Source organism: Streptomyces cyaneochromogenes (assembly GCF_003963535.1).
Classification (GTDB): Bacteria; Actinomycetota; Actinomycetes; order Streptomycetales; family Streptomycetaceae; genus Streptomyces; species Streptomyces shaanxiensis.
Genome location: NZ_CP034539.1, coordinates 4,186,031 through 4,197,754 on the forward strand (window position 1 = coordinate 4,186,031; position 11,724 = coordinate 4,197,754).

9 protein-coding genes and 1 riboswitch are annotated in these 11,724 nt (G+C 70.4%); all 9 genes read right to left on the reverse strand.

The window, feature by feature from the left end; all coding sequences use genetic code 11:
• Nucleotides 1-75: 75 nt before the first annotated feature.
• Nucleotides 76-1,356 (reverse strand): phosphopyruvate hydratase, encoded by a 1,281-nt coding sequence (gene eno / locus EJ357_RS18685; protein ID WP_126392758.1) that lies wholly within the window; start codon nt 1,354-1,356, stop codon nt 76-78.
• Nucleotides 1,357-1,678: 322 nt separating this feature from the next.
• Nucleotides 1,679-2,368 carry a LysM peptidoglycan-binding domain-containing protein gene (locus EJ357_RS18690; RefSeq protein ID WP_126392759.1) on the reverse strand — a complete coding sequence of 230 codons (690 nt, stop codon included), beginning with the start codon at nt 2,366-2,368 and terminating at the stop codon, nt 1,679-1,681.
• 4 nt (nt 2,369-2,372) lie between these two features.
• A riboswitch (cyclic di-AMP (ydaO/yuaA leader) is annotated at nt 2,373-2,572 on the reverse strand.
• 195 nt (nt 2,573-2,767) lie between these two features.
• Nucleotides 2,768-3,817 (reverse strand): LysM peptidoglycan-binding domain-containing protein, encoded by a 1,050-nt coding sequence (locus EJ357_RS18695; RefSeq protein WP_126399645.1) that lies wholly within the window; start codon nt 3,815-3,817, stop codon nt 2,768-2,770.
• Nucleotides 3,818-3,984: 167 nt separating this feature from the next.
• Nucleotides 3,985-5,256: a cytochrome P450 family protein gene (locus EJ357_RS18700; RefSeq protein WP_126392760.1), complete on the reverse strand. Its 1,272-nt coding sequence runs from the start codon at nt 5,254-5,256 to the stop codon at nt 3,985-3,987.
• Entirely contained in the window at nt 5,253-7,490 is a 2,238-nt protein-coding gene (locus tag EJ357_RS18705; protein WP_126392761.1) for an SEL1-like repeat protein, read from the reverse strand. Before EJ357_RS18705 ends, EJ357_RS18700 begins: the two co-directional genes overlap by 4 nt.
• 41 nt (nt 7,491-7,531) lie before the next feature.
• The gene (locus tag EJ357_RS18710; RefSeq protein ID WP_126392762.1) at nt 7,532-8,512 is read right to left on the reverse strand and encodes a nucleoside triphosphate pyrophosphohydrolase; all 981 of its coding nucleotides are present in this window, start codon (nt 8,510-8,512) and stop codon (nt 7,532-7,534) included.
• A gap of 112 nt (nt 8,513-8,624) precedes the next feature.
• Nucleotides 8,625-9,269 (reverse strand): SurA N-terminal domain-containing protein, encoded by a 645-nt coding sequence (locus tag EJ357_RS18715; protein ID WP_126392763.1) that lies wholly within the window; start codon nt 9,267-9,269, stop codon nt 8,625-8,627.
• A gap of 175 nt (nt 9,270-9,444) precedes the next feature.
• Nucleotides 9,445-10,941 (reverse strand): serine/threonine-protein kinase, encoded by a 1,497-nt coding sequence (locus EJ357_RS18720; protein WP_267132860.1) that lies wholly within the window; start codon nt 10,939-10,941, stop codon nt 9,445-9,447.
• Nucleotides 10,942-10,979: 38 nt separating this feature from the next.
• Nucleotides 10,980-11,627, reverse strand: coding sequence for a hypothetical protein (locus EJ357_RS18725; protein WP_126392765.1), 648 nt, complete (start codon nt 11,625-11,627; stop codon nt 10,980-10,982).
• Between the last annotated feature and the right edge of the window lie 97 nt (nt 11,628-11,724).

Below are 11,724 nucleotides of genomic sequence, written 5' to 3' on the forward strand. Positions count from 1 at the left end.
CATGCGTACGTCCCCGCACACGGTACGGGACCGAGTACGGGGACGTACGTACGACGCTTCCTATGAGGCTACGGCTCAGCCCTTGAAGCGCGGGAAGGCACTGCGGCCGGCGTACACCGCGGCGTCGTCGAGGATCTCCTCGATGCGCAGCAGCTGGTTGTACTTGGCGACGCGCTCGGAGCGGGCCGGGGCGCCGGTCTTGATCTGGCCGCAGTTGGTGGCGACGGCCAGGTCGGCGATGGTGACGTCCTCGGTCTCGCCGGAGCGGTGGGACATCATGCACTTGAAGCCGTTGCGCTGGGCCAGCTCGACGGCGTCCAGGGTCTCGGTCAGGGAGCCGATCTGGTTGACCTTGACCAGGAGCGCGTTGGCGGCGTTCTCGTCGATGCCGCGGGCCAGTCGCTCGGGGTTGGTGACGAACAGGTCGTCGCCGACGAGCTGGACCTTGTCACCGAGCTTGGCGGTGATGGTCTTCCAGCCCTCCCAGTCGTCCTCGAACAGCGGGTCCTCGATGGAGACGAGCGGGTACGCCTCGACGAGCTCGGCGTAGTACTCGGTCATCTCGGCGGCCGAGCGGGACTTGCCCTCGAAGGTGTAGGAGCCGTCCTTGTAGAACTCGGACGCGGCCACGTCGAGCGCCAGGGCGATCTGCTCGCCGGGGGTGTAACCGGCCTCCTTGATCGCCTCGAGGATGAGGTCGAGGGCCTCGCGGTTGGAGCCGAGGTTCGGGGCGAAGCCGCCCTCGTCGCCCAGGCCGGTGGCCAGGCCCTTGCTCTTCAGGACCTTCTTGAGGGTGTGGTAGACCTCGGTGCCCCAGCGCAGCGCCTCGGAGAAGGACTCCGCGCCGATCGGGGCGATCATGAACTCCTGGATGTCCACGTTGGAGTCGGCGTGCGAGCCGCCGTTCAGGATGTTCATCATCGGCACCGGCAGCAGGTGCGCGTTCGGGCCGCCCAGGTAGCGGAAGAGGGGGAGGTCGGAGGCCTCGGAGGCGGCGTGGGCCACGGCGAGGGAGACGCCGAGGATGGCGTTGGCGCCGAGGGAGCCCTTGTTGTCGGTGGCGTCCAGGTCGAACATGGCCTGGTCGATCAGGCGCTGCTCGGTGGCGTCGTAGCCGACGAGCTCCGGGCCGATCTGCTCGATGACGGCGAGGACGGCCTTCTCGACACCCTTGCCCAGGTAGCGGTTGGGGTCACCGTCGCGGAGCTCGATGGCCTCGAAGGCGCCGGTGGAGGCGCCGGACGGGACGGCGGCACGACCCGTGCTGCCGTCGTCGAGGCCGACCTCGACCTCGACCGTGGGGTTGCCTCGGGAGTCCAGGATTTCCCGGGCTACGACGACGTCGATGGACGGCACGAGCATCTCCTTCTTCGGATGTGACGCGGGTACGCAGACCGCGGTGGGTGCTGCGAGATGAGCCTAACCGGCTCCGGGCGATCGGCCAGCGGTCGACCGCTCCGTGAACAGAACCGAGAGCGAATTGTTTCCGAACGGAACAAAAACCCACGGTACACACCGGTGCACCACCGCAGGGCGCAAAAGAAAACCCCGCCCCGGTGCGTACGGGGGAACACGCACCGGAGCGGGGAGCCCGTGGGGGACGGGGGTGACCCTCACGAGGTCTTCACTATGAGGTCCACGTATGTGAGGGCGCCGTGGTTCAGCTACCTGCCCGCTGTCACTTCAGGTGCAGCTGCTGACCCGGGTAGATCAGGTCGGCGTCCTCGACGATGTCCTTGTTCAGCTTGTACAGCTTCTCCCAGCCGCCCTTGACGTCGTGCTCGGCGGCGATGGTGCTGAGGGTGTCGCCCTTGGCGACCTTGTACTCGCCGTCGCCCTTCTTGACCTTCTTGCCGGTCGGGGTCGTGACGGTCTTGGTCGACTTCTTGGCGGCCGGGCGCTCGGTGGAGCGCGAGGCCGACTGCTGCTCGGTGGAGCGCGTGGTGGTCTCGGTGCTCTGCGAGGAACCGCTCGACGAGGAGCCGGAGTAGGCGGCGCTCGACAGGCCGGTGCCGCAGTGCGGCCAGGCGCCCTTGCCCTGGCCGGCGAGGACCTTCTCGGCTATCTGGATCTGCTGGTCCTTGCTGGCCTGGTCGGCGGTGGCGGCGAACTGCGTGCCGCCGTACGCGGCCCAGGTGGAGGCGGAGAACTGCAGACCGCCGTAGTAGCCGTTGCCGGTGTTGATCGACCAGTTGCCGCCGGACTCGCACTGCGCGACGGCGTCCCACTCGGAGGCGGTGGCGGCGGAGGCGCTGCCGGCGGCCATCAGCGGGGCGGCGACGGCGGCGGCGCCGGTGACGCCGACGACGGCGATGGCACGAGCGGCTTTGGACGGACGACGGTGCTTGCCCTTGCTGGAAAACAGCATGGAGAGATCCCCTCACCGACGCCTGCGAGGTGAGCTGTCGGGTTCGGGCCGGTTGAGTTGCCCGGCCGCGCACGTTCGCCTCTCGGCTTCCGCTGCGCGACTTCACCCCAAGCCGGCTCCGGCCGTGCGGCCCCGATGGGCCTCAACTGCCGGACCCGGCGCAAACCTTGGGTCCCCCGCTCCTGCCTACGGCGCTTGACGCGACGACTGTTCCCGTACGGCCGCTGGCAGGATTCGGCGTTGCGGCAGCCGGGGCTCGTGGTGACGAGCGATCACGACCGTAGACACTCAATTCGCGGAATGACAAAGACGATCAGGGCTTCTGAGATCTATCTCTCACCGCCACCAAAACGGACATTAAGGTGCGAAGCGGGGCGCGAACTCGCGCTGCATTTCGCCCTATTCGGCAGGTACTTCCAGGGTCTGACCGGGGAAGATGTGATTCGCGTCAGCGCCGATGTCCTGCTTGTTCGCCTGATACAGCGCACGCCACCCGCCGTCGAGGTCAAGGGAGTCGGCGATGGAGGCGAGAGTGTCGCCGGCGCGGACGGTGTACGAGGCGTGGCGACCGGAGGACTTGACGGCCCCCTCGACGGTCTCGCTCTCGTCGGCGGTGGCACCGCGATGGCGCCCGGAGCCGGCAGTGGCGTCGACCACGTCGGCGGCACCGGTGTCGACGAGACCCCAGGAGCCCACACCTTGCTCCGAGTTGTCCTGATTGTCGCTCTCGGGGCTCCCCGTGGGGGATCCGTCGGGCGACTGCGAGGTCTCTGTCCCGGGTGACGCATCGGACTTGGCGGAGCTGTCGGTCGTACCGGAAGAAGAGGGTGAAGAGGATGAATCCTTGGACGATTCGGACGAATCATCGGTGGAGTCGTTCGACGAGCCGGGGGAATTCGAGGCGTTCGAGGAGTCGTCGGACTCCCCCTGGGACTGCGACGAACCCGACGAGTTGGATGATCCCGTCGATCCGGACGAGCCGGACAATCCAGATGAATCAAGCAATCCGGAGGATCCCGATACGGCGGACGGGGAGTCCTCCTCGACACCGGTGTCCAGGTCCACCGAACCGGACTCCTCGGTGAGCCCGCTGAGCAGTCCACAGGTGCGCCAGGCGCCCACGCCCTGGTCCGCGAGGATGTTCTGGGCCACGGCGATCTGCTGGGAGCGGCTCGCCAGGTTGGGGCTCACGGCGTAGTCGAGGCCGCCGTACTCGTCCCAGTCGTCCTGGGTCAGCTGCAGTCCGCCGTAGCGCCCGTTGCCTTCGTCGGCGCTCCAGGAGCCGCCGCTCTCGCACTCGGCCACCTTGTCCCAGACGTTGCCTTCGGCGGCGCCGGCGCCCGAGGCGCCGAGGAGCGGGATGGCGATGGCGGAGCCGGTCACTCCGGCCGCGACGAGGAGAGCCGGAGCCTGACGGGGGCGTCGGTGGCGACCGTTCCCGGAGAGCATGCGGGGACCTTTCACGAGACAACGGTGACCGCGGCGCGTGAAACCTGGGCGCCGTCGTTGATCCGTGAACGTATAGGCAGACGATCACTTGTCACAAGTTAATGCCGCGTAGATCACGTGAAGATCACAGAATTGAACGCGTGTCACGTTTGTACGGGTGGACGTACTCACCTAATAGGGGTGAACTCCACCGGAAGCGTACGCAGTCCGCGCATGATGAGGCCGCCCCGCCAGCGCAACTCGGCCGGGTCCGCGGCGAGTTCCAGATCCGGGAGTCGGGTGAGGAGGGTGGCGAGGGCGGTCTGGCCCTCCAGGCGGGCGAGCGGGGCGCCGAGGCAGTAGTGGATGCCGTGGCCGTAGCCGAGGTGCTGGTTGTCGCGGCGGCCGAGGTCGAGGACGTCGGGATCGGCGAACCGCTCCGGGTCCCGGTCGGCGGCGGCCAGGACGACGAGGACGGGGTCGCCGGGTGCGATGTGCTGCCCGCCGATGGAGAGCGGCTCGGTGGCGAAGCGCCAGGTGGCCAACTCCACGGGGCCGTCGTAGCGCAGGAGTTCCTCGATGCCGGTTTCGAGGAGGGCGGTGTCGTGGGCGGCGAGGGAGGACTGGAGCCGGGCGCGCTGTTCGGGGTGGGTGAGCAGGGCGAACGTGCCGTTGCCGATGAGGTTGACGGTCGTCTCGAAGCCGGCGAACAGCAGGATGAAGGCCATCGCCGCGGCCTCGTTCTCGGTGAGGTGCTCACCGTGGTCGGAGGCGCGGATGAGGCCGGAGATGAGGTCCTCGCCGGGGGTGGGGGCGTCGGGGAGTGCCTCGCGCTTGCGGTGGATGAGGTCGGCGAGATAGCCGCGCATCTTCTTCACGGACCGTGCGACGCCGCCCCTGGGGCCGCCCTGGTGGCGGATCATCATGCCCGCCCAGTCCCGGAAGTCGTCCTGGTCCTCGCGGGGGACGCCGAGCAGGTCGCAGATCGCGTAGATGGGGAGCGGGAAGGCGAACTCGTGGATGAGGTCGGCGCTTCCCTCGGCGGCGAACCGGTCGATGAGCTGGTCGGTGAGCTCCTGCACGCGTGGGGCGAACTCGGCGACCCTGCGGGGCGTGAAGGCCTTGGAGACGAGTCGGCGGAGCCGGGTGTGGTCCGGCGGGTCGATGTTGAGCAGGTGCGTCATCAACTCGGCCTTGCGCTCGCCGGGGATACCGGTCTTGCCCTTGGCGTGCGCGGGTTCGTCGTGGTGGGCCGGGTTCTTGGAGAGACGGGCGTCGGCGAGGGCCTGCTTGGCGTCGACGTAGCGGGTGACCAGCCAGGCCTCCACGCCGCTGGGGAGGCGGGTGCGGTGCACGGGGGCGTGTTCGCGGAGCCAGGCGTAGGCGGGGTAGGGGTTGGTGGCGAACTCCCAGGTGAAGAGGTCGGGAGTGGTGCTCTCGGGTGTGGGCTGGTCGGTCACTCCTTGACGGTATCGGGCCGGCCGGACGTCTCGGAGAGGGCCTTCCTGGCGCCGGGGTGGCCCATGTCGGCGGCTCTTCGGTACCAGTCGGCGGCCTCGTCGGGCCTGCCCTCCTGTTCGAGGAGGGCGGCGAGGCGGTAGGCGCCGTAAGCATCGCCGATCTTGTAGCCCTTCTCGTAGGAGGTGCGGGCCTCGCGGAGGCGTCCCTGCTTCTCCATGACGACGCCGTAGTGGGTGTGGTCCAGCGGATAGGTGCTGGTGGTCGCGAAGTAGTCCTCGGCGTCCGACACGGACTGGGGCGCGCGCCGGGCGTCCTCCAGCAGCTCGGCCGCCCGCTCGTCGCCGGCGTCCGCCGCACGCGTCAGCCACACCTCGGCCGCCTCGCGCCCGTTCACGAGGAGGTGGTACACCCCCGAGCTCCTGGCGACCTCCGCGTATCCGTGCTTCTCCGCCGTCAGGTACGAGTCGTCCGCTTCGTCGAGGTCACCTCTTCCGAGCAGCAGATCCCCCAGCAGGCGCGCCGCGTCGGGATCCCCCTTCTTCGAGCCGATCCTCAGCCACTTCTCGGCCCGGCCGAGGTACAGCCGCCCAGCCTCACGCGCGGCGCCTCCGCTTCCGCTCTCCGCCGCCATCTCCAGATACGGCAGTGCGGCTGCCTCATCCCCGGCCTTCAGCAGGATCGCAGCCAGGTCCTCGGCCGCCGTGGCGTCGCCCGCGTCCGCCGCCCGGTGCAGCAACTCCCGGCGCTCGTCGGCACCGACGCGCGAAGCGAAGGCGATCATCAGTGCCGTGTCCTGTTCCAGCCGGGGGTGCAGCGCGGCTCGGGCGGCGTCGAGGACGGCGTCGCGGTCGATGGAGGCGCTCGCCTCCGACGTGTCCAGCAGCGTCCACCAGACCTCGTCCGGCACCGGCTCCAGGGCACCCGACCGCAGCGCCTCCGCGACCAGCGCCCCGTACGCCCGCCAGGTTCCGTCCTTCTCGCCGGACACGAGCAGTCCCGACACCCCGAATAGCGGTTCCGTCGCCCAGGCGAGGGCGTCCTCGAACGACTGCCGTTCCTCCGCCCTGTACTTCTCCTGGATCCTTCTGAGCAGATCGGTCGGTACCGCCCCAGTGACCCCGCACCGGGCGAGATCGACCGCCGCCCGGACCAGTAACTGCCCGCGCGGGTGCTCCAGTTGGGTGCCCACTCGACGCCACTCGTCGTACAGGTGGTGTCCGACGGCAAAGTATGAGGCCACGCCCTCCCGGCCGCTCCACACGTACGCCGGGTACGCACGCGGGTCGTCGAGCGCGGCCAGCCGCGCCAGCTCGGCCTCGCTCCACTCGCGCGCCAGCTCCACCGTGCGGGCCGCGGCGACCACCCGGTCGCCGGGGGCAGTCCCGGTGCGGCGCCGGTAGTACTCGGTGGGGCTCATCGTGCCGAGCAGGACGGCACCACCATCGATCAGGCCCCACAGCAACGACGGATCCAGCCCGCGCGCGCCGAGGTGGCCGGTCAGTTCGTCCAGCCAGAGCACATACTTGCCGGAGCTGCCCCGCAATGGGGCGACCAGGGGCCGTAGGTCCTCACCGGCAACCGGAGCGTACAGGCGGCGGTCCTCCAGGGACTGCACACCGTGCCACGCGGTGTACGACTTGCCCGCGCACGGCTCACCCAGGATCAGCACCAGGCCGTTGCGGGCAAGCATGGCTCGCAAAGCTTTGTCGCAGTCACGCTGCACATACGGCGGCACCCTGGGCAGCCCGGGCACATGTCTGGTCGGCTGTACTCCGAACTCCAGCGGCCCCACCTGACGGACCTGCCGCCACTGGGCCGGGACGTGGACGGCGGCGAAGTGGTTGTGCTGAACGCCGACGACCTGATCGTGGAAGGTGCCGTCCCGGAAGTCGACGTGATCTCCCGCGACATGGGCTCCGCCGGTGCTGTCACCAGGCACGACGGGCCGGGGCCTGTCGGCCGCGCCAGTCGTGTCCGTGCCGGTCGAGTCGGGGGCGTACTCCTCCGCGATGGCCTGCAGGTCGGCGATCCTGCCGGGGTGCCTGGCACGCAGGGCGTCCAACGACGTCAGCAACAGACTGGCCGTGTTCCATCGGTTCTGGGACCGGACAGCTCGTGCGGCCCGGCTGAATCCCGACGACTCCAGCAGCTGTCCAACGCGCTGTCTGGCGGTGGGCGAGCTCTTCACCGCCAGCAGCAACGCATCCCTCAGCAGCTCCGACTCCGTTGCCACGCCAGCCCCCACGCCTCGCACCGCCCGTAGGGAAAACGGTACTAAGCAAAGAGCCCCTCAGCAGCCTGCACCGCATCCCGATAAGCCCGCGCGGCAACCCGCAACGCCGCCTCCGGATCCACCCCCGCCGCCTCCGCCCGCACGGCCATCGCGAGCAGCTCGTACCCGACGCCCTCCCCCGACGGCAGCGGTACTTCCAGCCCCGCCGTGCGCACCCGGGAGGCCAGCTTCGACGCGAGGGCGAGGCCCGGCTGGCCCAGGGGTATGCCCTCGGTCACGGACTCCCGCTGCTTCTCGACGGCCTTCGTGCGCAGCCAGTGCTCCTTGACCTCCTCGGGGGTCGTCGCCGTCTCGTCGCCGAAGACGTGCGGGTGGCGGTGGATGAGCTTGGTGACGATGCCGCCGGCGACGTCGTCGATGGAGAAGGGAGCCTGCGGGTCCTCCTCCGCGATACGGGCGTGGAAGACGACCTGCAACAGGACGTCGCCCAGTTCCTCGCGCAGTTCCTCGCGGTCGCCGTCCTCGATCGCCTCGACGAGTTCGTACGCCTCCTCGATGCCGTACTTCGCCAGCCCCTTGTGGGTCTGCTGGGAGGACCACGGGCACTCGGCGCGGATGCGGTCCATGACCTGGACGAGGTCGAGGAGGCGGGCGCCGGGCAGGTCGTAGGAGGCGGGGAGCAGTTCCAGGTCCGGCATCTGGATGCGGCCGCTGCCCGCGAGGCGGGCCAGGCCGTCGGTCAGGGTCGGCTCGCCCTCGCCTGTCGCGACGACCACGACCGTGTGACCGCCCGCGCACGCGTCGATCAGTTCCTCGGCGCTCGGGGCGGCCTCGTCGACCGTTATCCCGGCCTCACGCAGATACGGCAGCTGCGGATGCGCGCCGTCCGCGCACAGCACGCGGTCGGCGCCGTGCAGCGCCTGCCAGGCGGGCCAGGACAGCAGGCCGGGCGCGACGCGGTGGCTGGTGGTGAGCAGGACGATGCGGCCGGTGGCGGCGGCTTCGGGACTGGTTGCGTTCACGATCCGAACGTAACCCACGTCGCCGACCGCACCCCGAGTTGTCCACAGGCCCAGGCCCCGGGTCGCCCATCGGCTCCGAGTTGTCCACAGGCCGGGGACAGCCGCCCTGCCGTCACATCGTCGGCTGGATCCCCGCCGCCGTCACCTCGCGCACCCACGGCGTCTTCGCGTCGGCCCGGCTGCTCTTCTGGACGTCCCAGGTGCCGTAGCGCGGGTTGAGGTCGATGTCGAGCTTCTTGGACGCCTCGGACAGGGCGTTCCAGAAGGCGGGCTTGCCGGTGTCGGTGCCCAGTGACGTGGCGAGTTTCTGGGCCTCGAGCTGGAGGCGGAGGTTCTCGTCGAGGCGCTGCGGTGGGATGCCGTACTGCTGGAGCCAGGCCGCCTCCAGCGCCTTGGCGCCGCCGACCTGCTCCTCCAGGTCACCGCGCATGCCCTGGATCTCCTTGCGGGTGACAGTGACGCCCGCGTCCCGGGCGGCGCGGTGCAGTACCTGGTCGAGGACCATGGTGTGCAGGACGTCGCGCGGGAGGGTGCCGGACTTGGCGATGACCTGCGCGTACTGGCTCTCGTCCGGTACGGCCGCGCGCTGTGCCGCGCGTACCTCGCCCACCCTGTTCTCCAGCTGCGCGACGGTGATCCGCTGGCCGCCGACGACGGCCGCGGCGCCGGGATGCGCGTCGTTTCCGCAGGCGGTGAGGACAGGCGCCGCGGCGATCGCGACGGAGAGGAGGAGCGCGGTGCGACGGCGGCGGTGCAAGGAGACCTCCCGAGGAGAGCTTGTGCGACGGTGCACAAAGTCTTGCGGTGATCGATGGTAGGCAGTGGGCAAGCTCTGGCCAACCCATTCGACCAACGATTCACCAGGACTTCGGGCACCGAAGCCCGCCGAAGCACCCCCGGCCGGCCCACTCCTTCGGCGAGCCCGTCAGAACCTAGCCCCGCATCTGCCCCAGCCAGTGCAGCGTCCGCCGCACCTCCCCCGCCAGCGGGTGGCCCGGTCCGTGCAGGCGTTCCACCTCGAGCAGCAGGCGGGCCAGGGTGTCGTGGGCGGCGGGGCGGTCGCCGAGGGCGAGCAGGAGGTGGCCGATGCGGCGGCGGACGTCGTGGGCGAGTTCGGTGTCGCCGCCGGAGACGTACTGGTTCTCGTAGTACGGCAGCAGCGCGCGGTACTCGGCGAGCGCGGCCGCCGGTTCGCCGAGCTGCTCCAGGCACTGGGCGGCGTCGTAGCGGAACCGCAGGGACTGCGGGTCGGCCTGGCCGGCCTCGGCGGCGCGTTCGTCGGCGAGGCGGCGCAGTTCGGGCAGCGCGCGCCGGTACTGGCCGTCGTCCATGAGCGTGGCCGCGTACTGCTTGCGCAGGGTGCGGACCACCGGGGAGTGCTCGCCGTGCTGTTCGGCGGCGGCGGGCAGGATCGCGCCGAGGATGTCGACGGCCTGGGTGATACGGCCCTCGCCGAGGAGGCGTTTGACCTCGTCGACGGCGCGTGCGACGTCCGGTTTCTCGGCCTTCTCGGGGACGGGCGCGACCGGGGCGGGCTGGGGCGCCGGGGTGCGGGCGCGGTCCGGCCAGGGCGCGTGCGGGCGCAGGAACGGGCGGGTGGGGTCGAGGGGCGCTCCGGTGGGTGTCCCGCGCGCGGGCAGCAGCAGGGCCAGGTGCTCGTACACCTCCTGCGCGGAGGCGGGCCGGTGCTGCGGGTCCTTCGCGAGCAGGCGCAGGACCAGGGCTTCGAGTGCCTCCGGGACCTCGGGGCGGATACGGCGCACGGGCAGCGGCGGCTCGTAGAGGTGCCGGTGCAGCACGCCGAGGGCCGTCGAGCCGGAGAACGGCACGTCTCCGCTGAGGAGTTCGTGCAGGAGTACGCCGAGTGCGTACAGGTCGGTGTACGGGCCGACCGCGCCGCCCATCGCCTGCTCGGGGGCCATGTAGGCGGGCGAGCCGATGGGGGTGCCGGTGTGGGTGAGGCGGGTGGTGTCGGCGTCCATGACGGAGGCGACGCCGAGGTCGAGGACGGTGACCGTGCCGTCCTGCTTCACCATCACGTTGCGCGGCTTGAGGTCGCGGTGGACGATCGGCACGGCGTGCACGGCGCTCAGTACGGCGCACAGTTGCGCGGCGACCGCGACCGCCCACTGCCAGGGGTACGGGTCGTGCTCGGCGAGATGGTCGGCGAGGTCCGCGCCGTCGACGTACTGCATGACGAGGAACAGCTCCTCGCCCTCGCTGCCCGCGTCGTGCACCGTGACCAGGCCGGGGTGGTCGACCTGCGCGGTCACCCGGCACTCGCGCACGAACCGGCGGCGCAGCTCGTCCGCCTCCTGCCCGGCCACCTTGTCGGGGCGCAGCAGCTTCACCGCCACGCGCCGGTCGAGCCGCTGGTCGTACGCCGTCCAGACCTGTCCCATGCCGCCCTGGCCGATGAGCGTGGACAGTTCGTAGCGGCCGGCGACGACACGTCCTGTCGCCACGGTCACCTTCCGCCCTCGTGGTTGCCGTCCGGCCGGCCGTCGTGCCGGCGCAGATAGTCACTGAGCTCGTCGAGCTCGGCGCGCACCTGGTCGATGCGCGCGGGCGCGGGGCGTTGCGGGGCCGGAGGCGGCGGTACGGGGCTGTGAGGGGCGGCGTCGCGAGGTGCCGGCGAAGGCGGCGCCGGTGTGCGGGGCACCGGTGTGTGGGGCATCGGGGGCGGCTGCGGCAGGGACGCGGTGGTGTACGGCGACTGGGGCTGCGGGTAGCCGTAGGCCGGGGCCTGCTGCGCGGCGTATCCGGGGAAGCGGAGCTGGTGGAAGTGGCGTATGTCCGCGGAGAGGTAGTACGCGATCGAGAGCACCATGCCGCCCAGCAGGAGGGCGAGGCCGGTCCAGCCGCCCACGGTGTGGATCTCCTCGCCGGGCTCGGAACCCAGCAGGTAGAAGCTGAGGAACAGCACCACGACCGTCGCCACGAACAGGTACCAGTCGAGCGCCTTGCGGGTCACGATGGCCAGGCGGAGCATCATCGCCCACATCAGCAGGCCGAAGCTCAGCACCGAGAGCACGACGAAGAACACGCGCAGCAGGACCAGCCATCCGGTCGGCGGCGGCGGCTTCACCGGCTGCGTGTGGCCGTGGCCTTGCATGACTGCTCCTGATGCCTGATGTGGACGCACGAGATGCCTGAAGCGGACGTACCAGGTCGACCGCCCCTGCCCGGGGCGGGACAACCTCGGTCATGCG

Coding starts and splice junctions, on each gene's coding strand:
- EJ357_RS18690 (WP_126392759.1), bottom strand. CDS start 2,368: ATGCTGTTTTCCAGCAAGGGCAAGCACCGTCGTCCGTCCAAAGCCGCT.
- EJ357_RS18695 (WP_126399645.1), bottom strand. CDS start 3,817: ATGCTCTCCGGGAACGGTCGCCACCGACGCCCCCGTCAGGCTCCGGCT.
- EJ357_RS18725 (WP_126392765.1), bottom strand. CDS start 11,627: ATGCAAGGCCACGGCCACACGCAGCCGGTGAAGCCGCCGCCGCCGACC.